Origin of the sequence: Bacillus shivajii (assembly GCF_020519665.1) — a bacterium.
Lineage (GTDB): Bacteria > Bacillota > Bacilli > Bacillales > Salisediminibacteriaceae > Bacillus_CA > Bacillus_CA shivajii.
On record NZ_CP084703.1, the window covers coordinates 2565461 to 2592425 of the forward strand.

The 26965-nt window shown below is 37.0% G+C and carries 23 protein-coding genes; all 23 read right to left on the reverse strand.

Annotated features, from left to right (window positions below):
• Positions 1 to 13 precede the first annotated feature (13 nt).
• On the reverse strand, positions 14 to 4309 hold the full coding sequence (locus tag LGQ02_RS12520) for a PolC-type DNA polymerase III (protein ID WP_226514707.1): 4296 nt from the start codon (positions 4307 to 4309) through the stop codon (positions 14 to 16).
• Positions 4310 to 4480: 171 nt separating this feature from the next.
• The gene (locus LGQ02_RS12525) at positions 4481 to 6184 is read right to left on the reverse strand and encodes a proline--tRNA ligase (RefSeq protein WP_226514708.1); all 1704 of its coding nucleotides are present in this window, start codon (positions 6182 to 6184) and stop codon (positions 4481 to 4483) included.
• Between the two features lie 424 nt (positions 6185 to 6608).
• Positions 6609 to 7868: an RIP metalloprotease RseP gene (gene rseP / locus LGQ02_RS12530; RefSeq protein WP_226514709.1), complete on the reverse strand. Its 1260-nt coding sequence runs from the start codon at positions 7866 to 7868 to the stop codon at positions 6609 to 6611.
• Positions 7869 to 7881: 13 nt separating this feature from the next.
• Positions 7882 to 9030, reverse strand: a complete 1149-nt coding sequence (locus tag LGQ02_RS12535; protein ID WP_226514710.1) for a 1-deoxy-D-xylulose-5-phosphate reductoisomerase — start codon at positions 9028 to 9030, stop codon at positions 7882 to 7884.
• 80 nt (positions 9031 to 9110) lie between these two features.
• Positions 9111 to 9902: a phosphatidate cytidylyltransferase gene (locus LGQ02_RS12540; protein ID WP_226514711.1), complete on the reverse strand. Its 792-nt coding sequence runs from the start codon at positions 9900 to 9902 to the stop codon at positions 9111 to 9113.
• Positions 9903 to 9916: 14 nt separating this feature from the next.
• Positions 9917 to 10687 (reverse strand): undecaprenyl pyrophosphate synthase, encoded by a 771-nt coding sequence (locus LGQ02_RS12545; RefSeq protein WP_404802351.1) that lies wholly within the window; start codon positions 10685 to 10687, stop codon positions 9917 to 9919.
• Positions 10688 to 10915: 228 nt separating this feature from the next.
• Positions 10916 to 11437, reverse strand: coding sequence for a ribosome recycling factor (gene frr / locus LGQ02_RS12550; RefSeq protein ID WP_404802430.1), 522 nt, complete (start codon positions 11435 to 11437; stop codon positions 10916 to 10918).
• 35 nt (positions 11438 to 11472) lie between these two features.
• On the reverse strand, positions 11473 to 12198 hold the full coding sequence (gene pyrH / locus LGQ02_RS12555; RefSeq protein WP_226514713.1) for a UMP kinase: 726 nt from the start codon (positions 12196 to 12198) through the stop codon (positions 11473 to 11475).
• Positions 12199 to 12325: 127 nt separating this feature from the next.
• Positions 12326 to 13207: a translation elongation factor Ts gene (gene tsf / locus LGQ02_RS12560; RefSeq protein WP_226514714.1), complete on the reverse strand. Its 882-nt coding sequence runs from the start codon at positions 13205 to 13207 to the stop codon at positions 12326 to 12328.
• A 164-nt stretch (positions 13208 to 13371) separates the two neighbouring features.
• Entirely contained in the window at positions 13372 to 14070 is a 699-nt protein-coding gene (gene rpsB / locus LGQ02_RS12565) for a 30S ribosomal protein S2 (RefSeq protein WP_226514715.1), read from the reverse strand.
• A gap of 159 nt (positions 14071 to 14229) precedes the next feature.
• Positions 14230 to 14778 (reverse strand): hypothetical protein, encoded by a 549-nt coding sequence (locus LGQ02_RS12570; protein ID WP_226514716.1) that lies wholly within the window; start codon positions 14776 to 14778, stop codon positions 14230 to 14232.
• 15 nt (positions 14779 to 14793) lie between these two features.
• Positions 14794 to 15114 carry a hypothetical protein gene (locus LGQ02_RS12575; RefSeq protein WP_226514717.1) on the reverse strand — a complete coding sequence of 107 codons (321 nt, stop codon included), beginning with the start codon at positions 15112 to 15114 and terminating at the stop codon, positions 14794 to 14796.
• Between the two features lie 344 nt (positions 15115 to 15458).
• Positions 15459 to 16829: a flagellar assembly protein A gene (locus LGQ02_RS12580; protein WP_226514718.1), complete on the reverse strand. Its 1371-nt coding sequence runs from the start codon at positions 16827 to 16829 to the stop codon at positions 15459 to 15461.
• A 107-nt stretch (positions 16830 to 16936) separates the two neighbouring features.
• Positions 16937 to 17710 carry a FliA/WhiG family RNA polymerase sigma factor gene (locus LGQ02_RS12585; RefSeq protein ID WP_226514719.1) on the reverse strand — a complete coding sequence of 258 codons (774 nt, stop codon included), beginning with the start codon at positions 17708 to 17710 and terminating at the stop codon, positions 16937 to 16939.
• 10 nt (positions 17711 to 17720) lie between these two features.
• Positions 17721 to 18062: a hypothetical protein gene (locus tag LGQ02_RS12590; protein WP_226514720.1), complete on the reverse strand. Its 342-nt coding sequence runs from the start codon at positions 18060 to 18062 to the stop codon at positions 17721 to 17723.
• Complete coding sequence (locus LGQ02_RS12595) at positions 18062 to 18565, reverse strand: chemotaxis protein CheD (RefSeq protein ID WP_226514721.1); 504 nt, start codon at positions 18563 to 18565, stop codon at positions 18062 to 18064. Before LGQ02_RS12595 ends, LGQ02_RS12590 begins: the two co-directional genes overlap by 1 nt.
• Entirely contained in the window at positions 18543 to 19199 is a 657-nt protein-coding gene (locus tag LGQ02_RS12600; protein WP_226514722.1) for a chemotaxis protein CheC, read from the reverse strand. Before LGQ02_RS12600 ends, LGQ02_RS12595 begins: the two co-directional genes overlap by 23 nt.
• On the reverse strand, positions 19199 to 19660 hold the full coding sequence (locus LGQ02_RS12605; RefSeq protein ID WP_226514723.1) for a chemotaxis protein CheW: 462 nt from the start codon (positions 19658 to 19660) through the stop codon (positions 19199 to 19201). Before LGQ02_RS12605 ends, LGQ02_RS12600 begins: the two co-directional genes overlap by 1 nt.
• Before the next feature lie 36 nt (positions 19661 to 19696).
• Complete coding sequence (locus LGQ02_RS12610; RefSeq protein WP_226514724.1) at positions 19697 to 21736, reverse strand: chemotaxis protein CheA; 2040 nt, start codon at positions 21734 to 21736, stop codon at positions 19697 to 19699.
• Between the two features lie 17 nt (positions 21737 to 21753).
• The gene (locus LGQ02_RS12615; RefSeq protein WP_319003539.1) at positions 21754 to 22815 is read right to left on the reverse strand and encodes a protein-glutamate methylesterase/protein-glutamine glutaminase; all 1062 of its coding nucleotides are present in this window, start codon (positions 22813 to 22815) and stop codon (positions 21754 to 21756) included.
• A gap of 66 nt (positions 22816 to 22881) precedes the next feature.
• A complete protein-coding gene (locus tag LGQ02_RS12620) occupies positions 22882 to 23754 on the reverse strand; it encodes a MinD/ParA family protein (RefSeq protein WP_226514726.1) in 873 nt (290 codons plus the stop codon).
• Entirely contained in the window at positions 23751 to 24887 is a 1137-nt protein-coding gene (gene flhF, locus LGQ02_RS12625) for a flagellar biosynthesis GTPase FlhF (RefSeq protein ID WP_226514727.1), read from the reverse strand. The genes LGQ02_RS12620 and flhF overlap by 4 nt, the downstream gene beginning before the upstream one ends.
• Positions 24884 to 26929, reverse strand: a complete 2046-nt coding sequence (gene flhA, locus LGQ02_RS12630) for a flagellar biosynthesis protein FlhA (RefSeq protein ID WP_226514728.1) — start codon at positions 26927 to 26929, stop codon at positions 24884 to 24886. Before flhA ends, flhF begins: the two co-directional genes overlap by 4 nt.
• Between the last annotated feature and the right edge of the window lie 36 nt (positions 26930 to 26965).

A 26965-nucleotide genomic window follows, 5' to 3' on the forward strand; every position in this document is an offset into this window, starting at 1 on the left:
GGTAAAGTTTCATTTAAAATAAAGATAGCTGATTTGAATCTGGCATTCCTTCAAGGCAGCCATGGTCATCTAAGTTTTGTAATACTGTTTTTGTAATTTTACTACGTTCACGTAAGTCTTCTTTCGAAAGGAATTCTCCACCCTCTCTAGACTTTTCTATATTAATTGCTGCGTTCGTACCAACACCTGTTAAAGCATTAAACGGCGGGATCAATGTATTCCCATCCACAATAAATTCAGTAGCTTTCGAGCGATATAAATCAACTTTTTGAAGAGACAATCCACGTTCACACATTTCTAACGCTAACTCTAGTACTGTAACAACACTTTTCTCTTTCGGTGGCGCGTCATGTCCTTTTGCGTAAATCTCTTCTATTCGCTTTTTAATACTTGCAGAACCTCGAATCATTGTGTCTAATTCAAAGTCATCAGCACGTACAGTAAAGTATGCTGCGTAAAACAAGATTGGGTGATGAACTTTAAAGTAAGCAATACGTACAGCCATTAATACGTAAGCAGCCGCGTGAGCTTTTGGGAACATATATTTAATCTTTAAGCATGAACTAATATACCAATCTGGTACGCCATGCTTTTTCATTTCTTCAACCCATTCTTCTTGAAGTCCTTTTCCTTTACGAACAAACTCCATAATTTTAAATGCTAAGGAATCCTCTAGACCTTTATGCATTAAGTACACCATAATGTCATCTCGACAACCGATCACATCACTTAACACACATGTTCCTTCTGCAATTAAATCTGCTGCGTTATTAAGCCATACATCTGATCCGTGGGATAAACCGGAAATTTGTACAAGTTCACTAAACGTGCTCGGATTTGTATCTTCTAACATTTGACGAACGAAGCGCGTACCAAATTCTGGGATTCCATACGTTCCTGTTTTACACATGATTTGTTCTTCTGTTACTCCCAGCGACTCTGTTCCACTAAAAAGTTTAAATACCTCAGGATCATCGACTGGTATATCTTGCGGGTCAATTCCACTCAAATCTTGAAGCATGCGAATTACTGTAGGATCATCATGCCCAAGAATATCTAACTTTAATAAGTTATCGTGAATCGAATGGAAATCATAGTGCGTTGTTTTCCATTCAGATGTTTTGTCATCTGCAGGGAACTGAATTGGCGTAAAATCATAAATGTCTAAATGGTCAGGAACAACGATTATCCCCCCAGGGTGTTGGCCAGTTGTACGCTTTACTCCTGTACACCCGGACACTAACCGGTCAATCTCTGCCCCTCGAAGCTGCATTTGATGGTCATCTTCATAACCTTTAACAAATCCGTATGCCGTTTTTTCGGCTACCGTACCAATTGTTCCCGCTCGGTAGACATAATCCTCACCGAACAACTCTTTCGTATAGTTATGTGCAACCGGTTGATATTCACCAGAGAAGTTTAAGTCAATATCCGGTACTTTATCACCTTTAAACCCTAAGAATGTTTCAAACGGAATGTCGTGTCCGTCTTTCGTATATTTCGCACCACATTTTTCACAATCTTTATCAGGTAAATCAAAACCAGATCCAACTGATCCATCATTAAAGAAAACGGAATGTTTACATTCTGGACAAACGTAATGTGGAGGCAGTGGGTTAACTTCTGTAATCTCAGTCATCGTCGCAACGAAACTTGAACCAACAGATCCTCGTGAACCTACTAAATAACCATCTTCTAGTGATTTCTTTACGAGCTTTTGAGAAATTAAATAAATAACCGAGAAGCCGTTACTAATAATACTGTTTAATTCTTTTTCTAAACGTTTCTCTACGATTTCAGGCAATGGCTCTCCGTAAATACTCTTAGCCCTCGTGTAACACATATCTCGCATTTCATCATCTGCACCTTCAATATGAGGTGTATATAAATCGTCAGGAATTGGCTGAATTTCATCAATTTCATTAGCTACCCATTGTGTGTTATCAACGACAATTTCCTTTGCCTTTTCTTCTGGTAAAAAGCTAAAGCACCCTAACATTTCATCAGTTGAACGAAAATGTACTTGAGGTAGCGTTTGTTTATTTAACGGGTTTGCCCCACCTTGTGAAGCAATTAAAATTTGACGGTATACATGATCTTCTGTATTTAAATAATGGACATTACCTGTTGCAACAACTTTTTTACCAAGCTTTTCTCCTAATTCTATGATTTTACGAATAATATCTTTTAATTCTAGTTCATCACGTACAATTTCTTTCTCAATTAAGTGATTATAGTTACTAGGCGGTTGCACTTCAATATAATCATAAAAATTAGCGACCTCTTCTACTTCCTCTGGAGCTTTTTGCATCATCGCATCAAAAACTTCGCCTTTATCACAGCCAGAGCCTACCAATAATCCGTTACGATACTGCTTTAATACGGATTTAGGAATTCGCGGAACTCTATGGAAGTAATCAATATGTGACGCTGAAACAAGCTTGTACAAGTTTTTGAGTCCTTCTTTATTCTTCGCATAAATGATGCAGTGTAATGGTCGCCCTTTTTTATAATCCTCAGTCGTAGTTTGGTTGTTTAGTTCATTGTGCATGGAAATGCCTAATTCATTCGCATCCTTTACCATTTTCCATAATAAATGCCCCGTTGCTTCAGCATCGTAAATTGCTCTATGGTGAGAAACAAGTTCAATATTAAATTTCTTACATAACGTGTTTAAACGATGACTTTTAAACTGCGGATATAAGAAGCGCCCAAGCTCAAGAGTATCAATGACTGGGTTCGTTGCATTTTCTAACCCGATTTTTTTGAAGCCTGCATTAATGAAAGCCATATCAAAGCTTGCATTATGAGCGACTAACACATCGTCGCCAATCCAATCTTTAAACTTCCTTAATACTTCTTCAACTTCAGGTGCATTTTCTACCATATCATCTGTAATGCCTGTTAGATCAATAATTGTAGGGCTCAACTTTTCGTGCGGATTTGCAAATGATTCAAACCGATCAATCACTTCACCATCTTTAATTTTTACTGCTGCTAATTCAATAATTGTATTATACACCGCTGATAGACCTGTTGTTTCAACGTCAAAAACAACGTAAGTGTCTGTTAAAAGTTCACGTTCTTGCTCATTATAAGCAATATCTACTCCGTCATTGACCAGATTCGCTTCTAGACCATATAAAATTTTCATATCATGTTTCTTACCTGCACCGTACGCTTCAGGATATGATTGTAAGACGCCGTGGTCTGTTAAACCTATTGCTTTATGGCCCCACTTTTTTGCTTGTTCAACGTATTTAGAAATTGAAGTAACGGCATCCATTTGACTCATTGGTGTATGCAAATGTAACTCAACACGCTTTTCGTCTTCGGGAGCTTGATCTTTTCTTTCTACCGGACTCACTTGTTGGAAGTCTTTTCCGATCATAACAAGGTCTCGAACAAATGTATCGTATTGAACTTGTCCTCTTACTTTCACCCACATTCCTTTTTTTACAGCTTCAAAAACAGGAACGTCCTCTTTATCATTTGAAAACATCTTAACCATGATTGAGTCTGTATAGTCCGTAACTTTAAAAGTTAACAATGTACGACCACTTCGGAGCTCTTTTGTTTCCGCATCAAAAATATAGCCTTGTACAGCAATACGGCGTTCTTCATCTACAATATCCTCAATCGGTTGTATATCTCCTTTAATAGCAAGGCCGTGGGAAAGACTAGACTGCCCTTGTATACCCGCTTTTTTCTCTTGATTCTTCTTCTCAATCATCGCTTCAATGACTTTCGAATGATCCTCTTCCTTCTTTTGTTCGTTAAACTTCTCAATGGCTTCTTTTGACTCTTTGATCGTCGTTTCGATCATTACTTTACCAAAGCCAAGCTCATAAAAGACTTGTTGTAATGGGTCTTGTACGCGACGATGGATCATTTCTCCTTCAGTTTCATTCATGACAGCAAGAATTAATTTATTCCCATTTATAGATGGCGTTTGTTCTTGCAATCGTTTAATTAAGCCGTTTGTCGACGATCTTAATCGTTCAACAATATATGGCCAGTATTCACTTACTAGTTTAGAAAAATCTATTTCATCATATGAAAGATATAAATGCACTTTTGCAATATGCTGAAGTCCATGAATAATTTGCTGCTGAAAAACTTGAAACACCGTATAAGGTAACGGTCTTGGTAGATGAATCGTAAAGTCCCAACGTTTTTCACTTTTATATACTTCTAGTTTTTTTATCCAACCGTCTTTCAAATGACTTTGGATGAGATCATCTGGCATGACGACCTGCTCTAGCAAAAGTTGAAATCTTTCTTTTCGAATTTGCCGTTCATCATTCATGTCAGGTCCTCCTATAATTTTACGAACTCTATTCTATCTTATTAGCATAAGGCTTATTTTTCAGATTGAAAAGAGTTAAATATAGCCTTTTTAAATCGATCGTGAACGTGAGAAGGTACCCCCGCTATGTGAGGGTACCAAATATAATTCTTGTATCTATGTCACTTCATATCAATTACTAACATACTGTTTTACAGTTTGGATCAATTCGTCTTTATGGACTTCAATGACTTCACCAGTTTTTCGAAGTTTTAATTCTACAATTCCCTCAGCTGCTTTCTTACCGACCGTAATTCGAACTGGGAAACCAAATAAATCTGAATCTTTAAATTTCACACCAGGACGTTCAGCACGATCATCATAAAGTACTTCTAAACGTTCGTTTTGTAAATCAGTGTATAACTCATCCGCTAATGAACGCTGGTCCTCTTGCTTTATATTAACTGGGATTAAATGTACATCAAACGGAGCAACTGAAGCAGGCCAAACAATTCCGTTTTCATCATGGTGTTGTTCGATAACTGCTGCAAGTGTACGCGATACACCAATCCCGTAACAACCCATAATCATCGGTTTTGTCTTCCCTTGATCATCAAGGAACGATGCATTCATCGCTTCACTATATCTTGTACCCAGTTTAAAGACATGGCCAACTTCAATCCCCTCTTTAAACCTGATTGTACCTTTACCATCTGGTGATGGGTCTCCTTCTTGAATATTACGTAAGTCATAATACTCGTCTACTTTGAAATCTCGTTCAGGATTTACATTCATATAATGTGTATGATCTTTGTTTGCACCACAAACAGCGTTAGCGATATATTTTACTGCATGATCTGCAATGACTTTCACATCGTCAGATACAGAGAGAGGACCTACATAACCAGGAACGGTTTTCATCCATTGTTTTGTATCCTCTTCAGTAGCCATTTCAACAATTTGAGCGTCGAGCGCGTGTTTGATTTTCACATCATTTACTTCATGATCACCACGTACAAGAACAAGGACCGGATCGTTATCAACGATAAATAATAATGATTTGATACATTTTGAAGCATCTACATTTAGGAAGGAAGAAACTTCTTCAATTGACTTTTGGTTATGGGTCTCTTTTTCTTCTAATTCTTTCATTGGTTCATCCGACTTCTTATAGTTAACAGCTACAGAGGCGATTTCAATATTTGCTGCAAAATCAGACTCGTCTGAGTATGCGATCGTGTCTTCTCCAATATCAGATAGTACCATAAATTCGTGTGTATCTTTTCCACCCATTGCTCCTGAGTCAGCAACAACTGCTCTAAAATCCAATTCACAACGAGTAAAAATACGTGAATATGCATCAAACATTTTTTGATAGCTTTCATCAAGTCCATCGAAGCTTGTATCAAAAGAATAAGCATCTTTCATAAGGAATTCACGTGATCTTAAAACACCAAAACGAGGGCGCCTTTCATCACGAAACTTATTTTGAATTTGATATAAAGTCATCGGTAGTTTCTTATACGATCGTACATCATCACGAACGAGTGTTGTTATCACTTCTTCATGTGTTGGTCCTAAAGCAAATTCACGACCATGTCTGTCATGTAAACGCATAAGTTCTGGACCATATGCTTCCCATCTTCCAGATTCTTGCCAAAGTTCTGCTGACTGAATCGCTGGCATTAAAAGTTCTTGTGCACCTGAGCGGTTCATTTCCTCTCGAATGATCCCTTCTACCTTTTGTAATGCTTTTAATCCGAGTGGTAAAAATGAATATACACCAGATGTGCTTTGTCTAATTAGTCCTGTTCGCAACATTAATTGATGACTTTTTACTTCAGCATCGCTTGGTATGTCTCTTAATGTTGGTGATAAATAAGTACTTTGTTTCATCAATTAGTCACCTCGATCCTTTTATTTTAAAGTGAGTGTTCAAAAAGGAGGATAAAAAGGAACCCGTCTGTTAAGTTCGCCACGTCCTGTGGCATGCCCGGCATTAGCACGTCCTATGCGTCAACCGTGCAAAGCGCCACGTCCTGTGGCATGCCCGGCATTAGCACGTCCTATGCGTCAACCGTGCAAAGCGCCACGTCCTATGGCATGCCCGGCATTAGCACGTCCTATGCGTCGAAAGTTCGAGGCGGCGTAGCTTTGAGGATCGGAGCGTATGCTTTTAAATACGTGAGAACCAAAAAAGCAAGCCAACAAGCATCCACAGGACGTGGTGACTTCGACGTTCGACACCAGGACGTGTCGGTACTTAGTCGAAGTTCTCCTTCTCGATGTGTCATTTTTACCGGACTTTTTGAACATCCTCTTAAAGGAAAAATTTATTGATATCGTTCCATGTTACAACTAGCATTAATAACATTAATAAGGCAAAACCAATAAAGTGGACTAGCCCTTCTTTTTGTGGGTCGATTGGTTTTCCTCTTACCGCTTCCAAGCCTATAAATAGAAGGCGTCCTCCATCTAATGCTGGAAGAGGGAGTAAATTTATAATCCCTAAGTTAACACTTAAAATAGCCGCCCATTGCATTAAAACAAGAATCCCCATTGCAGCCATTTCACCAGTATAGCTGTAGATCCCTACTGGGCCCGCTAAATGATCTAAACTAAACTGACCTGTAACTAACATCCCTAGTGCTTCTATAATTAAAACCGTAAATTCATATGTTTGAGTAAAACCAAATGCAATAGCACCGAGAACACTCTTTTCTGTTGGAGGGTATATACCCACAACACCAACTACTTGTTCCTCAGGTTCAACCCGTTCTTGCGGTGTCATTGACACTTGGAAGGTTTGCTCTTCTCTTTGTACTTCAAACTGTAACGGTTCGTTTGGGTTCGCTTGAATAATCGTCGTCATTTCTTCCCAAGTTTCTACTGATTCACCTTCGATGGATAAAATTCGATCTCCACTTTCAAGACCAGCTTGAATCGCAACACCATCATCTGTTACATCACCGACAACTGCTTCATCGACTGGCATTCCAGCTATCAATGCATATGCCATTAAAATGACAGCCGCTAAAACAAAGTTCATTAACGGCCCTGCAAAAATCGCCATTGCTCGCTGTGCAATTGTTTTTGAACCGAATTGACGATCAATCGGCGCAATTTGAGTCGCCTGCTCATCATAAATGTACTCAGCTTTTTCATCAATTTCAAAAGTCACTAAACCTTCTGCTTCATCAATATACCCTTGAACAAAAAGGTCTTTTTCCAAGTCTATCTTTTCTACCGAAATAACCTTGCAATCAGGGTGCTTCGATTTATTATTGATAATGATTTTTTTAACTTTATTTGCGTTATTAAACAACAACCCGACTTCATACCCCGGTTTAATTTGAATCATTTCGGGGTCTTCCCCAGCCATTCTTACAAATCCTCCTAAAGGAAGAAGACGAATCGTATAAGTTGTTTCATTCCTTTTAAAGGCAAAGACTTTTGGACCGAATCCTATTGCAAATTCTCTACAAAGGATCCCTGCTCTTTTCGCAAACATAAGGTGGCCTAACTCATGTATAAACACAAGCAAACCAAATATTATGATGATTGAAATCAACGTATTCATGGCTTCACACCCTCTAATTCATATAAGTTTTTACTATTTGGCGAACTTCATGATCAACCGAAATGATTTCTTCGAGTGTTGGGTCAGTAATTTGGGTATGATCGTTTAAGGCACGTTCAACAATTTCTTCAATTTGAAGGAACGAAATTTGATTTTTTAAAAATGCCTCAACAGCCACTTCATTAGCTGCATTTAATACAGTTGGCATTGTCCCCTCTGCTTTTCCTGCATCATACGCTAACTGCAAGCACCGAAACCTCTCAAAGTCAGGTTTTTCAAAGTGAAGTGAGCCAATTTCCCATAAGTTTAACGCTTTTCCACCTTGTAAATCAAGACGAGAAGGCTTGGATAAAGCGTACTGTATTGGTACTTTCATATCTGGAGTACCTAAATGGGCTAGTACACTACCATCAATATATTCAACCATCGAATGAATGATACTTTCTTTATGTAGAATGACATCAATTTTTTCATATGGCATGTCAAATAGCCACTTAGCTTCAATCACTTCTAAACCTTTATTCATCATAGTCGCTGAATCAATTGTGATTTTTGCCCCCATTGACCAATTTGGGTGATTTAACGCATCTTTAACTGTCACACCATTTAATTGTTCTCGGGATTTGTCACGAAAGCTTCCGCCCGATGCGGTTAAAATAAGTTTTTTTACTTCTTTTGGGGCATTCCCTTTAAGACATTGATATATAGCCGAATGCTCACTATCAACAGGAATTAACTCGATACCGTGTTGTTGTGCTTTTCTAGTAACTAGGTGTCCTGCTGTTACTAAAGTTTCTTTATTAGCAATTGCTATTTTTTTCTTACTCTCTATCGCAGCTAAAGTAGGCTCTAAACCAATACTCCCCATAACTGCATTTACGACAACTTCAGTATCACATTCCGCAGCAACTTTAACTAAGCCTTCTTTTCCATAAAACACATCAATATGAGAAGGTAAATATTGTTTTAATTCGTCTTTGACTTCTTTTGTTTTCACACTTACAATAGCAGGTTCAAATTCCCTAATTTGTTCAAGACCTGCTTTAACATTTGTTCCGAAACTCATCGCCTCAAGCTTAAACTTATCTGGGTGAGAACGGATAATTTCTAACGTTTGGGTACCAATAGAACCGGTTGACCCTAATAAGCTAATTTTTTTCATCCGGAAACTCCTCTTTGTCACGACCAATATTTTAGAGAAAATGAAATAGCGAGTGCAAAACTTCTAGTCTTGTTTGTTTATTAAATAAGCGAAAGTAAATATAAAATAGGTAAAACAAACAACAAACTGTCAAACCTGTCCAATATACCGCCATGTCCTGGTAAAACTTGCCCCGAATCTTTAACAGAGTAATGCCTCTTTAACGCTGATTCAACAAGATCACCCATTTGTCCTGCAATTGATACGACAAGAACGAAGACAAAAGTCATATACCATTGGTTAAATAATGGCATGACTAAAACATAAATACTTCCGACAATAAAAGCTAACGCAATTCCACCGAGCGCTCCCTCGACCGTTTTTTTCGGGCTAATTTCAGGCCAAAGCTTTCGTCTGCCTAAACTTCTTCCCGTAAAATAAGCACCAGAATCAGTAGCCCATACTAATATGATGATAAAGAATAAAAGAGCGAGGCCGTCTTCTAAAAACCTAGTATAAATAAAGAAGTGAAAGCCTAAACCTATATAGACTGAAGCTAAAATTGTAAAACCAGCTTCATCAAAGCTGAATGCATTTTTCGTAATAACCGTAAAAGACAGCAACACAAAAATTAATAAAAGGAATAGTTCAAGTTTCGTAACATGTAGCCAATCAAACGAAACGTACATTTCTGGTACGAGTAAAAGCCACATTAATATGTAACTAAATATCCCTCTAAAAGAGAATGGGGAGATTTGTTTCATTTTTAGTAATTCTCCCATTGCAATCGTAGCTAGTGCAAGCATTAACAAAGTAAAGGGGAGGTCACCTATGATGACAAGTCCTATAAACCCAGCACCTGCTATCACACCTGTTATAATTCTTTGTTTCATTTCCCTCCACCTTTCTATACGCCACCATACCTTCTAGTACGTTTCTGATATACATGTATCGCCTCAAGCAAATGATCCTCAGTGAAGTCTGGCCATAAAACATCAGTAAACCAAAATTCTGAATAGGCTAATTGCCATAACATAAAATTACTAAGGCGAATTTCTCCACTTGTTCGTATTAGTAAATCTGGGTCTGATAAATTACCTGTCATCAGATGGTTTGAAAGCATCTCTTCTGTAATATCATCAATTGAAATATTGGTATCTTCTATTTCTTTATACACTTTTTTTACTGCTTCAATAATTTCATGCCTACTGCCGTAGTTTAATGCGAAGTTTAACGTCAAACCATCATTATTCTTCGTTGATTCTACTGCACGATTAACAGCTTTTATCGTATGATTTGGTAAATCTTCTTTAGATCCTGTTAAGCGAACGACGACATTTTCTTCTACTAATTTTGGAAGCTCAACATTCAAAAAACGTTCAGGCAACCTCATCAAAAAATCGACTTCACTTTTTGGGCGTTTCCAATTTTCCGTAGAAAAGGCATACAATGTTAAGGTTTGAATGCCTAGTTTATTCGCTTGGCGAACAATCTTTCGGATGACATTCATCCCTTCCCTATGTCCTGCAACTCTTGGTAACCCTCGTTTTTTAGCCCACCTGCCATTGCCATCCATGATGATAGCAATATGCTTTGGTAAATTTTCTTTTTCATATGAAATCGAGGTCTCCATATTCACAACGTTTTTTGTCTTACGACCTGTAAGTTTTCTTAACATTTATTAATCCCCCAAAATGCTTAAATGTCCAACGCAAACAGGACATTACATATGTATAAATGAGTTCTACTGATGTAAAGGTTGTTCTTTCGTATTTTTTACCATCTTAACCATCATACACTCTTTTTAACATGATTACATCTGTATGATGTTCATTACTTCTTAAAAGTGTAAAAAACCCCCTTACATGAGAGGGTCTTTTACTACTATATTTTACATTTTTTTTCGTTATACTTCCATGATTTCTTCTTCTTTTGCTTTTGAAATTTCGTCAATTTGACTAATCACTTTATCAGTAAGCTTCTGAACATCATCTTGTCCACGACGTAAGTCATCTTCAGTTATTTCTCCGTCTTTTTGAATTTTTTTCAATTCATCGTTTGCATCTCTACGAATGTTTCGAACAGCGACCTTCGCATCTTCAGAATAACGCCCTACTAACTTAGTCAGCTCCTTACGACGATCTTCTGTAAGAGCAGGAATTTGAATGCGGATAATATTCCCATCACTTGATGGTGATAATCCTAAATCAGCCTTTTGAATAGCTCTTTCAATATCTGAAACAGATGATTTATCGAACGGTTGGATTGTAAGCATCCTTGCTTCTGGTACAGAGATTGTTGCTAATTGATTTAAAGGCGTCATCATCCCATAGTATTCTACTTGAACTTTATCAAGGATTGATGGGTTTGCGCGTCCAGCACGAACTGTTGCTAATTCATTTCGAAATGAATCTACAGACTTTTCCATCTTTTGCTCAGATTGCTTTAAAATTTCATTCGTCATTATTCTTTCCCCCTAATAATTGTTCCAATTTCTTCACCTTCGACAGCACGCTTTATATTTCCTTCTTCTGTAATAGAAAATACAATTAATGGGATATCATTATCCATACATAAAGAGGATGCAGTTGAATCCATAACAGCAAGTCCTTCTTTTAATAAATCTAAGTAAGTTAATGTTTCATATTTTTTCGCTGTTGTGTCAACAGATGGATCAGCACTATATACACCATCAACTTTGTTCTTAGCCATAAGAATAACATCTGCTTCAATTTCTGCTGCTCTTAATGCTGCTGTGGTGTCAGTCGAGAAGTACGGGTTACCAGTACCTGCTGCAAAAATAACAACTCGTTTTTTCTCCAAGTGTCGTATAGCTTTTCTTCTTATGTAAGGCTCTGCTACTTGTCTCATTTCGATAGAAGTTTGTACACGTGTTTGTACGCCTATATTCTCAAGGCTGTCTTGGAGAGCTAAAGAATTCATAACTGTTGCTAACATTCCCATATAGTCTGCAGTTGCACGGTCCATACCTTTAGCACTACCTGCCATTCCACGCCAAATATTGCCTCCACCAACGATGATTGCTACTTCAACATCAAGGTCAATAATTTCACTAATTTGTTTAGCTATTGATTGGATGACAGAAGGGTCAATACCATACCCTTGATCACCGGCTAGAGCTTCACCGCTTAATTTTAAAACAATACGATTGTATTTAGGCTTTTCCATAATACCCTCCAATACGATCCATTACTAATATGAATTTCGTGATGATTTTTCTAAAATAGATAAAAAAAACTAATTTTTTATATTATTCTTTGGAAAAAGGGACACGCAGGTGTCCCTTTCAATACAATTACTTTTTAACTTGAGACATAACTTCTTCAGCAAAGTTATCTTCACGTTTTTCCATACCTTCTCCAACTTCGTAGCGGTAGAAAGTCTTCACTTTTGCATTCTTAGATGCAACGAATTTACCTACTTTTTGATCTCCATCTTTTACGAATGGTTGATCATTTAAGCAGATCTCTTCAAAGTATTTACTTAGGCGACCTTCAACCATCTTGTCAACGATGTTCTCTGGCTTCCCTTCGTTCATCGCTTGTTGCTTTAATACTTCACGCTCGCGGTTTACTTCTTCTTCAGATACTTCGTCACGGCTAACGTATTTAGGGTTAATTGCAGCAACGTGCATTGCAACGTCTTTTGCAACTTCTTCATCAGTCGTACCTTCTAATACAGATAGTACACCAATACGTCCTCCCATGTGGATGTAAGAACCAAATGCTTCATTGTCTCCACGCTCAACGATTTCAAAGCGACGAAGTGAGATTTTCTCACCAATTTTTGCAATTTGATTGTTGATGTAGTTCTCTAAAGTTCCTTCAGCATCATAATCTAAAGCTAAAGCATCTTCTACTGACGCTGGAGTTTTTTCTAATAGGAAGCTCGCCACTTGGTCAACAAGGTTAACGAAATTTTCGTTTTTAGCAACGAAGTCAGTCTCTGCGTTAATTTCAACAAGTACTGCTTTGTTACCTTCTGTTTTGATATGAGCTAAACCTTCCGCAGCTACACGGTCAGCTTTTTTCGCAGCTTTTGCAATTCCTTTTTCTCTTAAGAAATCTACTGCTTTTTCCATATCACCATCAGTTTCTGTTAATGCTTTTTTGCAGTCCATCATACCCGCACCAGTTTGCTCACGCAATTCTTTTACCATTTTTGCTGAAATTGCCATTATGAACTCCTCCTTAGAGTTAAAGTTTATTATGTCTTTTTTGTAAGGAAATTTCATACCCCTATGTATGAGTATGATCAATCGATAAAGGAATCAATCAATCTGTTTTGTTTTAAAAAGGGTGATAAAGGGTCAAGCCCTCTATCACCCTTGTGGCGGCTTTATTAAGCCGTAGTCTCTTCACCTTGGTTTGCTTCAATGATAGCATCTGCCATTTTCGCTGTTAATAAACGAACAGCACGGATTGCATCATCGTTACCTGGGATGACGTAATCTACTTCATCCGGGTCACAGTTTGTATCAACAATCGAAACGATTGGGATATTTAACTTATGAGCTTCAGCAACCGCAATGCGCTCTTTACGTGGATCGATGATAAATAAAGCATCTGGAAGCTTATCCATCTCTTTAATTCCACCTAAGAACTTCTTAAGACGGTCCATTTCTTTTTTAAGAAGTACAACTTCTTTTTTCGGAAGAACATCAAATGTTCCATCTTCTTCCATTGTTTCAATTTCGATTAAACGACCAATACGCTTACGGATCGTATCGAAGTTTGTTAACGTACCACCTAACCAACGTTGGTTAATGTAGTACATGCCGCAACGCTCTGCTTCTTCTTTAACTGCGTCTTGAGCTTGCTTTTTCGTACCTACGAACAAGATTGTTCCACCTTGTGCTCCTAGGTCACGAACAAAGTTGAAAGCTTCGTCAACTTTCTTGACCGTTTTTTGTAGGTCAATAATGTAAATACCGTTTCTTTCTGTGAAGATGTAGCGATCCATCTTAGGGTTCCAACGACGTGTTTGATGTCCGAAATGTACCCCTGCTTCTAATAGTTGTTTCATGGAAATCACTGCCACTTCACTCACCTCCTCTTGGTTTTTTTACCTCCGTCTGCATCCTCTTTAAGTAAAACTGCAATGTTTGCAGCACCATTACTTAAATCAGCAAACGTGTGTGATTAACACCGAGAAATAATATACCATATTGTTCTAACAAAGACAAGTACATCATAATAATTATTTATTAAACTTTAATAAAAGCTCAACTTCCCCTGCGCCCATTTTTAATTGTTTAGCAATATCTTGTACTTCATAGCCTTTTTCAGACAACGCCAATACCTTTGAAGCTGTAGAAGGTTCAACATATGTATCAGTTTCTTCAACTGGAGCTGGGGGTACATAGGATGAATAATCACTGTCTTGTTTGTCTTCTTCTAGTGCCGCGTCATGCTCATTAAAACGATTTGTGTTGGATGGCTCTTTGATTGACGTCTGTTGAGGTTTTTGGTTATGGTTCGGGCTTTTTGTAGGTTCCTCTTTTTGAGCATTTTCTTCAGTTCGAACTGATGTTTGTACAGGCTTCATGTTCATTTTATTTATTTGCCTTGCTAAACGTTCATTATTTTCTTTCATTTCCGTTGTATAAGCAATTAATAAATCTTCTATTTCCTTTGAGGATTTAGAATGATCTATTGGTTGTTGATGCTTTTGTTTTTGATGGAGAATAACAATAAAATAAAAACTAATAAAATGTAAAATAAAACTAATGATTAACAAATAGACCATGAATTTTTTTCTCCTTTACCATGATGCATCAAAATTCTTTCCCTTGTATGGATGGATGTCTTGTTCTTTTTCCTCTTCAGTCCATTTCCCCTCACTAGGCTCATATTGATGCCCACGCTTTCCTTCACGGCCTTCCTCATCATTATTTAAATTCTTATCTTCAGACGGGTTAGACTCTGTGACAGCTTTCTGTTTTTTTATTTCTTCTTCTTTTTGCGCTTTTGAGATATGTTCTTGTGCAACTTGACTACGATTTTGCAATTGCTCTTGAATTTTCCCGGCAGTTTGTGTTCTTGGCAATGCTACTTGCAGTCCAAGTGACTTAACTCCTCCCATAACCGGTCCTCCTCATTAAATCAATATTTCATTTATTAGCGCTGTTAATTAATATTATCAATAACGAGTCATGCACACCATGCCCTAGGATTGTCCACATAACATGTTAACTTTCGACTACCTTAAAAATTAATGCTTAAGTTTGACATCTTATGTGCTCGCTTTCCGTGGACACGGCCTCAACTTCCCAAAACTTACCATGTTCGTTTTGAGTGATTTTCGGCTCGCGCTGTTCCCACTGGAGTCTCGCACATGCTGTCAAACATATCTCAAATAAAAAAAGGAAATTTTCATGCTACATGATGAGAAATCATTTTGCATTAGACTAATCATAAAAGAAAGAATTATAAAGACTCAAAAATAATTTCACTTTGATCTAAACGAAACTTTACATATTTATGGTTCGTAACGATACTTCGTCGGTATTTTCCGAAATGTATGTTCGTATTTTGGTGTAAGTCTTTATGTATGAGCATTTCTGCACTCGTTTGTTGGCCAAACTCACCTTCTATATCAAATAGCTCATCTTTAATCGATTCAATATTTTGCTGTGTATCTTTAAATGAATTTTGTATGCGTAATTTCATAATCCGATCTTGAGCAGTTAGACTGTTTTTCTTCTCTTTAAACAACAGTTTTTTATAAAGAATTCCGAGCTTTTGTAAATCAGACTCTAATGTTTCTAGCTGGTTTCGCAAGTCTTTATCTTTATTGATAATTCTTTCACTAATGCCTAAATAAAAGGAGGTTGGTGTATGCATACTGTTACCTGCTTCATTTACTTCAATCCCTTTACCGGCTGATACTTCTCCACCAACAATATTTCCCCGTCCTTGTTTACAGTAAACATGTCCTTGGGCTTCAATATGACTATGTAAAATTGACTGTGTGACGTAGACATCTCTATCTACACGAATATTCCCTTGATTAATAAAGGATGTTTTAAAATCTCCTTTTGCTTGAATAAGGCCTTTACCTTGAGCAACAACACCTTGATGAATAAAAATAGATCCTCCTGCCTCTAAAGTTACTCCTTCAACAGACCCATGAATACGGATGTCTCCTTGTGTTTTTATGTGAAAGCCTTCAGGTACATTCCCTCGTATATTCACATTACCGACAAAATCAATATTACCGACTTTTAAGTCGAGGTCTCCGTTGACTTCATAAACAGGATAAACATTGACTACTTTACGGTCCACAGAAATTTGCCCGTCAACAGTAGCAAGTATTTTCGTGCCTTCTTTATTCACTCGAGTATTTTTACCAGCCCTTAACTTCATATCCCGTCCTGGCTTCGCTTTTAATTCTTTTCCGAAAATAGTAAAACCTGGTTCACCTTCGGTATGTTCAACTTTTTCCCCTACAACTGTTCCTTGCGTAACGGAGGGAATATTTAATACTTGCTTTAAGTCGACAGGCTCGTCCAAATTCACTTCTACATTATCCTCAGTCGGTATAATTGGCTTTAAATAAGAATCCGTTCCATCTATTGGTTCTTTACCTGTCGCAATTTCAATTGGAGGAGTAACTGAACCATTAATAACATCCTTTAGTATATTCTCATTAATACCATCATTAATTCCATGTTCTTTTATAAATTGTATGAGATGTTCTACATCAATTTCGTCTGATAGGTTTACTTTTTGTTTTAGTACTGCGATTAAATGATCATCACTAATTTCTATTTCATAAAAGTCATGTAAATCAACCATTGTTATCATCCCTTAAGCAATGAACTGAATACCATTAACCTCTTCCATTTTTTTCGATATAATTATATTTGGGAGACCCTGCTTCTTCATTAGGAGAAAAGGTTCCTTCATTTATTCTGTTGTTTTAAATATTGTTGTTGCAGTTTAAAAATTGTTTTCGAATGAATTTGAGAAATCCTAGACGTAGAAAGGTTTAACACTTCTCCAATTTCCGTTAATGACAATTCTTCAAAGTAAAATAAACTAATTACGAGTTGTTCTTTTTCGTTTAACTGTTTAATCACTTCTTCTAATTCTTCTATTTGAGCTTTTCGATCAAGATTTTGTTGAGGTGTTAACGTATTTTGATCTATGATCGTAGACGCATACGTATCTTCACGGTCATTATCAGGTGTTGTTTCATCAATTGAGAGCACATTTGCCAAGAAGCTTTCATTCATAATGTGAAGCACTTCCTCTTCACTCATCTCTGTATCTTCTGCTACTTCTACAGAAGTTGGCGTTCTCCCTAACACCTGCTCTAATTTCTCAATTGATTGTTCAATTTTCTTTGATTTTTCCCTCATTGAACGAGGAAGTCTATCTTCCTGTCGTAAACCGTCAATAATTGCTCCACGAATACGAAAAGATGCATATGTGTCAAACTTTAAATCTCTTGATTGATCGAACTTTTGTAAAGCATCATACAACCCGAACATCGCATGGCTTCGTAAATCATCTAAATGAACATTTTTCGGAAGGTTGACCCCTATACGCTGGACATGATACTCAACCAATGGGGTGTAAGCCTCTACTAGCCCGTCACATGCATCCATATCTCGCTTTGACGTCCAGCGATCCCAGTCTTCTTTTAATTGTTTCGTCACTTTGATCTGCGGCATCGAAACCCTCCTAATCATTCAATAGTTGTTTTACATAACCACTCGTTTTCTTTATGTCATCTTCATCTAAGCTTGAAGGTTGATCTTCATTTTCAGGGGGTGCTTCTTTAACATTTTCACGTTCTGTTTTCTTATTATTACTTTGATGGTCTGCTTTACTCGTTATTTGATTTGTAAGGACTTGATTCCAAGTCCAGCACATAAATATACCGAATATCCCACCGATAAAAAGTGCGATAACACTTCGGTAAACAGTTGTCATTAAAGTATTTACGAATGCAGAAGTTAGAAATACAATGACAAAGCTAAAAAGAGCAAATTGTAAGAACCACTTAACTTTCCCATGAATCATTAAATTTCTAAGACCCCTTTATTTACTGTTTTTATTTGAAGCATGCAGGTGCTAGGATCAAACTCTATCGTCCTCCCGCTACTTCCTCCAACATCTTCACTAATGATTGGAATGTTGTTCTGTCCTAAAACCGCCTTTACCGCCTCTACATTTCTTGGTCCAACTCTCATTACTTCATTTTGTGTAGAAAACTTAAACATTTGAGCTCCACCTGCAATCTTCGACTTAAGACGATAAGAGGAAGCTCCTTCATTTACTAACCACTTAATAGCATCTTCAATGGCAGTGTCGGCATACTTTGCTCGATTGATCGTCCCGGATTTTGCTAGTGATGAATCAGGAAGCATGATATGTGCCATTGAGCACATCTTAACGAATTCATCATAAATAATTATTCCTACACATGAACCTAATCCTGATGTACGAATCGTATGCGGCGGGGATGTCAAATTTATATCTGCCATCCCGACCTTTACTACATTATTTACTGTTGCGTTGTTCATCTACGTGTACTCCTAAAGATTCAAATATTTTTTCAAAGGACTCCGGGTCCGGCAGTAAAAAGAAATGCCCCGTTGTATTCGTGAAATTTCTTTCATCTTTTTCTTCAATTTCTGTATTAATAACAATTGCATAATCACCTGTTTTTGATATTTCAATCAAACCATGACTAAGAATCGCTATACTCATATCTATTGCGATATCCGGTGGTGTTGGCTGCATGTTCAAAGATGTAAAGTCGGCCAGTGCTGATAAATATGCGCCTGCAAGAATATTACCTACTTCATTTAATGCTGACAATCCCATTTCTGGAAAGGGCGGGGACGCCAAGTCGATCGATTTGTCAGAAGTTAGTTGTTGAACTAAAGTTGTTGCTTCAGTTACAGGTAGCATAAAAAACATATTACCTGGTGCATCACCTTCTACCCTAAGGAATATTCCTGCCACAACTGAATCCTCTCCACCGAGGGTCTCACTGATTTCCTGAAATGAAACAACATTGACTGAAGGGACTTGCATATCGATATGTTTATTTAATAGGTTGGAAAGAGCCGTTGCAGCATGTCCCGCTCCGATATTACCTACTTCTTTTAAAATATCTAAATGATAGTCTTTAATGTTGTCCATATAACTCATTAACTATGTTCCTCAATTTCGTTAAGTTCTTTCTTTTCGTCGTGACTTAAAACTTTATCTAAATTCAATAATATTAAGAGTCGCTTCTCAAGCTTCGCAACACCACTGATATAGTCTGCTTCAATCCCACCTACTACTTCAGGAGGAGGCTCAATCGTATCTTTTTGAATATCAATGACGTCATTTGCCGCATCGACAACTAAGCCTACTTCCATTTCACCTAACGATATAATAATAATTCTTGTCGCATTCGTATCTTCAACATCTTCAATACCAAAGCGTGTTCTTAAATCGATAATGGGTGTTACGACACCTCTTAAATTAATAACACCTTTTACAAATTTTGGGGCATGTGGAACGCGTGTTATTTGCTGTACTCGTTCAATTGATTTAACTTGATCTACTTCAACACCATACTCTTCGTCTTTTAATTGAAAAACAATTACTTTCAAATCTGACATTTATCCAAACCTCCTCTTTAATCAAGAAAACTCTTATTAGGACTTAATTAATGCATTACAATCAACAATTAGAGCAACTTGTCCATTACCTAAAATTGTAGCGCCTGAGATCGCAAACACGTTCGTTAAATAGTTACCTAGTGATTTTAAAACAACTTCTTGCTGACCAATAAAGGAATCGACAACAAGTGCAGCCATTTTATCTGCTTTTTTTACGACTACAATCGAATGGAGCCCGTCTTGCTTTTGTGACTTCGGAACTTCAAAGAAATCTGATAGGTGAATGATCGGAACGATATTACCTCTGAAATCAATAACTTTTTGATTGTGTGCTGATAGTATTTCCTCATCTTTGATAATTGCTGTTTCTATAATTGAGGATAATGGAATCGCATAAATCTCTTCTTCAACCTCAGTTAGCATCACAGATATAATTGATAATGTTAGAGGTAATTGAATTGTAAATTCTGTTCCATGACCAGGTTGTGAATCGACTGAAACACTTCCGCCTAATGATTCAATCTTATTCTTTACGACATCTAGTCCTACACCTCGACCAGAAATATCAGAAATTTCATCTGCAGTACTTAAGCCGCTCGAGAAAAGGAGTTCGTAGACTTGCTTATCCGTTAGTGAAGCTGCACTTTCTTTTGTTACAACTCCACGGTCTATCGCTTTATTTAACACTTTCTCCCCGTTAATCCCTGCGCCATCATCAGAAACTTCAATGAACACATGGTTACCGCTGTGATAAGCTTTTAATGTGATTTTTCCTTGGGTCGGTTTCCCATTTCTCTTTCTTTTATCAGGATCTTCAACACCATGGTCAATCGAATTCCTTAATAAGTGGACGAGTGGGTCACCAATTTCATCAATGACGGTTCTATCTAATTCCGTCTCAGCACCGATAACTTCTAAATGAACATCTTTGTTTAAATCTTTTGATAATGCGCGAACCATCCTTGGAAAGCGGTTAAATACTTGTTCAACTGGGACCATACGCATGTTTAAGATAATGTTTTGTAAATCTCCAGAAATTCTGGACATATGTTCGACAGTTTCTGTTAGTTCATTATTGTTTACGTCTTTAGAGATCTGCTCTAACCTTCCTCGATCAATAACAAGTTCTTCAAATAAATTCATTAACGTATCAAGGCGATCAATATTAACACGGATTGTTTTATTTCCAGAAGACGTATTTGTTACTTTCTCGCGTTCCTGTGGAGACACTTCTTGTTTAGAACCTTCTCCTTTTTCAGACAGTTCATGCTCTTTTTCATCTTCCTTATGATCATTCTTACTATCTTTCGCACCAAGTGCATTTGGGTCAACTTCATTTACAATGACTTTATCAACCTCTGAAACCTTCATAACGCGTGATTCAATATCATCAGCGCTTTCTTTAGTTATGATCGTGACGTAAAATGTTGTATCAAATTTCTCTTCTTCTAGCTCTTCAACCGATGGTGTACATTTAATCACTTCACCAATTTGTTCTAGTACTTCAAATACCATAAATACACGTGCTGCCTTTAAGATACAATCATCTCTTAAACTAATCGACAAGTTATATGATAAGAAACCTTGCTCTTTAGATTGAGATAAAACAGTTAATTCAAAATCATCGAATTGAGGATCTACTCCTGAAGTAGCTTCTATATTTGGAGAAGCTGTTGCTGCTACTTCTTGAACGGCTTCACCTTTTTCAATTCGTTCTAACTTTTCAACCACTGCAGTGACATCTTTTTTACCTTCGCCACCACTTGAAATATCTTCAATCATTTCTTCTAAATAATCGACAGATTCAAATACAACATCCATAATTTCACTCGTCGTATGAATCATGCCATTTCGAATACCATCTAAAACATTTTCCATTTGATGAGTTAAACTCGCTAAATCTTCAAATTCCATTGTTGCTGCCATGCCTTTTAATGTATGTGCAGACCGAAAAATTTCATTGACAATCTCTGTATTACTTGGATTTTGTTCCAAGTTCATCAAGTTGTCGTTGATTGCTTGTAAATGATCATTACTTTCATCAATAAACATATCTAAATACTGGTTTCTTTCCATTAGATTACCTCCCCTAGTTATACGATATCAATGATAGCTGGTGCGATATCTTCTACATTTAATACAAAATCTACTTTATTCGTTTGAATAGCTGACTTTGGCATTCCATAAACAATGGATGTTTGTTCTGATTCTGCGATTGCTACGGTTTCATTATTATTTTTCAATTGTAACAGGCCATTGGTACCATCTGATCCCATGCCAGTTAAAATAACAGCTATTACTTTCATTTTATAATCACTAATCGATTCAAACATTTTATCTACAGATGGGCGGTGACCATTTACTTGATCTGAATCATCTAGCTTGATAACGAAGGATGTTCCCATTCTTTTAATAGTCAAATGCTTTCCTCCAGGTGCAATGTATGCCGTACCCTTTTGAAGAAAGTCTCCATCTTCAGCTTCTTTAACAGCAATGTTCGATAAAGTATTAAGTCTTTGACTTAAAGACTTTGTAAAACCTCTGGGCATATGTTGAACAACAAGTATCGGTAGTGGGAAGTTTTCTGGAAGTACAGTTAAAACTTCTTGTAATGCTTTAGGGCCACCTGTTGACGTTCCAATTGCTACGAGAGACTTTTTCGCCCCATTCTCACTACTTGAGGATGACAATTCACCCATTTGCACGGTTCGTTCTCTTTTTCTTACCGTTGGTAAACTTGAAAGCTTTGAAACTTTCATTTTTGCCGCTAGTTTTACTTTTGTAATTAAATCTTCAGTCACTTTATGTATATCTAATGAAATCGAACCAGAAGGTTTAGCAATGAAATCGAACGCTCCTAATTCCATTGCTTCAATGGTTGTCTCAGCTCCTTCTTTCGTCGTGCTTGATAGCATGATTGTTGGGGTTGGAGCATTCGACATAATTGATTTTAAAGCATCAATTCCATTAATAACTGGCATTTCGACATCTAACGTAATGACATCAGGCTTTAATTCTTCATTTTTCTCAATAGCCTCTTTTCCATTGCGAGCTTTGCCTATAACCTGGATAGAAGGGTCACTATTTAAAAAGTCACTAATCATTTTCCTCATAAAAGCTGAGTCATCTACGACGAGAACATTGATCATTATGATTCTTTCCCCCTTCTGAAGTAAGCAATTGTGATGATGAATATGTGATTTTTTTGTAACTTCACTACGTTATTTAAAGAGACCCTTTAGTTTAGTCAGAAAATGATGATGACGTTGCTTATCTTCGAATTGATCATCAATATACTCCGTAACGACCTTTTTCATTGCCTGTGAGGCTTTGGCATTTGGCGATTCATAAATGTACGGTATTTGACTACGTACAGCTTTTAGAACAGCCTGGTCATCTGGAATGGCTCCGATATATTTAACCTCTTTACTTAAAAATTGCTTACATACATGGATAATATTATTCGCCGTAACTTTACCTTCTTTACCATTTATTACTCTATTAACGACAATAGAAATCGGCAAATTTGAGTCTTCTAAATAAATATGTTTAATCATTGCATAGCCATCTGTAATAGATGTAGGTTCTGGCGTTGTTAAAAGAATGATGTCATGTGCTGCTAGTAAAAACTGAAATGAACTTTTACTAGCCCCTGCTCCCATATCAAATATAATGTAATCAAAATGGTCCTCGATTGATTGTAACTCATCCATAAAGTGGTTTTTGTAGGATTGGTTCATCTCAAATACGTTTGTCAATCCAGAGCCACCAGCAATATAAGAAACATGGTGTGGCGTCTTTTCGATGATCTCCCAAATTGACATTTCTTCTTCTAATAAATCGACAATCGAAAACTTGGACGTTTGACCTAGTAAGATATCAATATTTGCCATACCTATATCTAAATCAAATATTAACACTTTTTTCCCTCTGTTTTGAAGCTCTAATGCAAAATTCACGACAAAATTTGACTTTCCTACGCCACCTTTTCCACTGACAACACCTAGAACTTTAGTCTCAGGTTGTCCCTTCCTTTCGTGAATATTTTCTCCTAAGGACAATTTACTCCTTAATGCTTCCGCTTGGTCTTTCATACTTTCTTTCTCCTTAAGACTTCGTTAAGCACCATTTCTTTCGTTGATTCCGAAATATCATCAGGAACGTTTTGTCCAGTGGTGATATAAGAAGAACCGATGCCACTTGCCAAATGTACATTCACCATTGCGCCTACTGAATCTGTTTCATCAGCTTTTGTAAAAATAACTTTATCAATTTTAATAAGGTTAAATTGCTCAATGATTTTTTCCATATCGCGATATTTTGATGCTAAAGAAAGAACTAGATGCGTTTCCATTTCATCATTAAAATCTATCACTTCATTTAATTGCTTTACGTATAAAGAATTTCTAAAGTTACGTCCCGCTGAATCAACTAAAATAAAGTCATAGTCTTTTAGACGTTCTTTCGCTTTTTGAAAATCATCAATCGAGTAAGCGACTTCTACTGGAGCATTTAAAATTTTTGCATATGTTTTCAACTGCTCAATTGCTGCGATCCGATACGTATCTGTCGTAATAAATGCAATTTTTTTCCCATCTTTAATCGCTGCCTTTGCTGCAATTTTTGCAACAGTAGTCGTTTTTCCAACACCCGTTGGACCAACTAAATTTAAAAACTTCTTATTATAAGAAACACCACCAAAGGAGATGCCATTTAATAGAGAATCTAATTCCTCGTAAGTCCAAGATAATAATTCTTTCTCTTCTTTTGTTTCGCCTTCTTCTTTGTACCATCGCTTTAATAAATTTTTCATTATTTGCAGGCGAATGTCTTCTTTCATTTCTTGATCTATCAAAAAGTCATTAATACTACTTAGTCCTTCAGGGTATTCTTCACTCGGACTTGATTGGGTACGATTCATGTTCGCAATCATCTTTTTAATCTCGTCAATTTCGGTCTTTAAGTTCTCTTTATTATCGACTGGATTTTCCCGCCTTGGAGTATTTTGTTTCTTTACCTCCTGCCCTTGACGAACAATTTTCTTTTTAGGTTGTGTGTCAGGGTCAATTGCAGCGATTACTTCAATATTTTTTTTCGTGAAAAAACCTAAAAATCCACCTGTTTCTATGCGTTTCGAATTTAATATGACAGCATCGTTGCCTAATTCTTGACGAATTTTTTCCATTGCTTCTGGCATATCTTTTGCAACATATTTTTTTACTTTCATGACCCATTCACCACCCCGACGCTTTGAACTTCAATATGTGGTTCTAATTCGTTGTAGGATAACACAGGAACTTGAGGAATATACCGCTCAATCAGATTACGTACATACATTCTGACAGCTGGTGAACAAAGTATTACTGGCATTTGACCAGTTTCCTGCATTCGTTCTACTTCTTTAATCGTTGATTCAATTATCGATTGCATTGTTTCTGGATCTAAATTCAAGAAATTCCCATGCTCTGTTTGCTGAACGGAATCAGCAATTATCTTTTCAACAGAACCTCCAACGGTTATCACATATAATGGCTCATTTTCTGTAGTATATTGTTTTGAAATTTGTCTCGACAAAGATTGTCGAACATATTCTGTTAATAAATCCGTATCCTTTGACATCTGTCCATAATCAGCCAACGTTTCAAAGATAACCGGTAAATTACGAATTGATACTTTCTCTCTCAATAAATTGCCTAACACTTTCTGAATTTCACCTGTTGATAGCGGATTTGGTGTTACATCTTCAACAAGTGTTGGATACGATTCATTTAAATGATCGATTAATTGTTTTGTCTCTTGGCGTCCAATCAATTCGTGTGCATGGCGCTTAATCACTTCAGTTAAATGAGTAGAAACGACAGATGGTGGATCTACTACTGTATAGCCTGACAGTTCCGCTTGATCTTTTAATTCTTCGGAAATCCATAAAGCTGGTAGTCCAAATGCTGGCTCTACCGTCTCAATCCCTGTAATGGATTCATCATCAACTCCTGGACTCATTGCCATGAAATGATCAAGCAATAACTCACCTTTTGCTACTTCATTTCCTTTTACCTTGATCGAATATTCATTAGGCTGAAGTTGAATATTATCACGTATTCGAATGACAGGTACGACCATACCCATTTCAAGCGCTAACTGTCTTCGAATCATGACCACACGATCTAGCAAGTCGCCCCCTTGATTTGCATCTGCTAATGGGATCAATCCATAACCAAATTCAAATTCTATCGGGTCTACTTGGAGAAGGTTAACAACACTTTCTGGAGACTTGATATCATCTTCTTGTCCATCTGATTCTTCTTCTTGAGCAAGATCATCATCTACTACTTTCTTTTCATTTTTCTCTAAGAGAAACCCGCCTACGCCTAAGGTTAGTGCAATAATAGTTGTTACAAACGGCTCAATTGGTGTGAAAAAACCAAGTAAAGCAATTGTTGCACCAGCTACATAAAGCATTTTCGGATAAGCAAATAATTGTTTGGTTAAATCTTGACCCAAGTTCCCCTCAGATGCCGCTCTCGTAACAACAATCCCGGTCGCTGTTGATATTAATAAGGCAGGGATTTGACTGACAAGACCGTCACCAACTGTGAGGAGTGTATATTTATTTGCAGCAGAACTAAGATCAAGCCCTTCTTGCACCATTCCAATCACTAAACCGAAAATAATATTTATGATAACAATCACGATTCCGGCAATCGCATCTCCTTTAACAAATTTACTGGCACCATCCATCGAACCATAAAAATCTGCTTCTTGTTCAATTTTCTTTCTGCGTTCTTTCGCTTCTGCATCAGAAATCATTCCAGCATTTAAGTCTGCATCTATACTCATTTGTTTACCAGGCATCGCGTCTAACGTAAACCGGGCTCCTACTTCAGAGACTCGCTCTGCACCTTTTGTGATAACAACAAACTGAATGACAACTAATATAATGAATACAACAAAACCGACAAGTGCATTACCACCAACAACAAAGTCTCCAAATGTTTGAATAACATTTCCTGCCTCACCATGATTTCCTAAGATGGCCCTTGTTGTTGAGACATTTAACCCGAGTCGAAACAATGTCACAAGTAATAATAACGTCGGGAAAATAGAGAACTGTAACGGCTCTCTTGTATTCATTGAAACGAGTATAATTAAGAGCGCAAAAGATATATTTACAATGATTAAAAAGTCAATCATCCCAGTTGGTAATGGAATAATTAACATGATAACGATAAGGATGACGGCTAATAAAATACTTAAATCTCTTAGTTGCACTCTACTTCTCTCCTTCTAACAATCCACACTGCATCA

Excerpts from the sequence above, each read along its gene's own strand:
- LGQ02_RS12585 (WP_226514719.1), bottom strand. The coding sequence starts at position 17,710 with ATGCCGCAGATCAAAGTGACGAAACAATTAAAAGAAGACTGGGATCGC.
- rseP (WP_226514709.1), bottom strand. The coding sequence starts at position 7,868 with ATGAATACGTTGATTTCAATCATCATAATATTTGGTTTGCTTGTGTTT.
- LGQ02_RS12545 (WP_404802351.1), bottom strand. The coding sequence starts at position 10,687 with ATGTTAAGAAAACTTACAGGTCGTAAGACAAAAAACGTTGTGAATATG.
- LGQ02_RS12570 (WP_226514716.1), bottom strand. The coding sequence starts at position 14,778 with ATGGTCTATTTGTTAATCATTAGTTTTATTTTACATTTTATTAGTTTT.
- LGQ02_RS12540 (WP_226514711.1), bottom strand. The coding sequence starts at position 9,902 with ATGAAACAAAGAATTATAACAGGTGTGATAGCAGGTGCTGGGTTTATA.
- LGQ02_RS12575 (WP_226514717.1), bottom strand. The coding sequence starts at position 15,114 with ATGGGAGGAGTTAAGTCACTTGGACTGCAAGTAGCATTGCCAAGAACA.
- pyrH (WP_226514713.1), bottom strand. The coding sequence starts at position 12,198 with ATGGAAAAGCCTAAATACAATCGTATTGTTTTAAAATTAAGCGGTGAA.
- LGQ02_RS12580 (WP_226514718.1), bottom strand. The coding sequence starts at position 16,829 with ATGGTTGATTTACATGACTTTTATGAAATAGAAATTAGTGATGATCAT.
- LGQ02_RS12595 (WP_226514721.1), bottom strand. The coding sequence starts at position 18,565 with ATGAACAACGCAACAGTAAATAATGTAGTAAAGGTCGGGATGGCAGAT.
- LGQ02_RS12620 (WP_226514726.1), bottom strand. The coding sequence starts at position 23,754 with ATGAAAGACCAAGCGGAAGCATTAAGGAGTAAATTGTCCTTAGGAGAA.
- LGQ02_RS12535 (WP_226514710.1), bottom strand. The coding sequence starts at position 9,030 with ATGAAAAAAATTAGCTTATTAGGGTCAACCGGTTCTATTGGTACCCAA.
- LGQ02_RS12600 (WP_226514722.1), bottom strand. The coding sequence starts at position 19,199 with ATGAGTTATATGGACAACATTAAAGACTATCATTTAGATATTTTAAAA.
- flhF (WP_226514727.1), bottom strand. The coding sequence starts at position 24,887 with ATGAAAGTAAAAAAATATGTTGCAAAAGATATGCCAGAAGCAATGGAA.
- LGQ02_RS12525 (WP_226514708.1), bottom strand. The coding sequence starts at position 6,184 with ATGAAACAAAGTACTTATTTATCACCAACATTAAGAGACATACCAAGC.
- LGQ02_RS12520 (WP_226514707.1), bottom strand. The coding sequence starts at position 4,309 with ATGAATGATGAACGGCAAATTCGAAAAGAAAGATTTCAACTTTTGCTA.
- frr (WP_404802430.1), bottom strand. The coding sequence starts at position 11,437 with ATGGAAAAGTCTGTAGATTCATTTCGAAATGAATTAGCAACAGTTCGT.
- LGQ02_RS12610 (WP_226514724.1), bottom strand. The coding sequence starts at position 21,736 with ATGGAAAGAAACCAGTATTTAGATATGTTTATTGATGAAAGTAATGAT.
- tsf (WP_226514714.1), bottom strand. The coding sequence starts at position 13,207 with ATGGCAATTTCAGCAAAAATGGTAAAAGAATTGCGTGAGCAAACTGGT.
- LGQ02_RS12605 (WP_226514723.1), bottom strand. The coding sequence starts at position 19,660 with ATGTCAGATTTGAAAGTAATTGTTTTTCAATTAAAAGACGAAGAGTAT.
- LGQ02_RS12590 (WP_226514720.1), bottom strand. The coding sequence starts at position 18,062 with ATGATTCATGGGAAAGTTAAGTGGTTCTTACAATTTGCTCTTTTTAGC.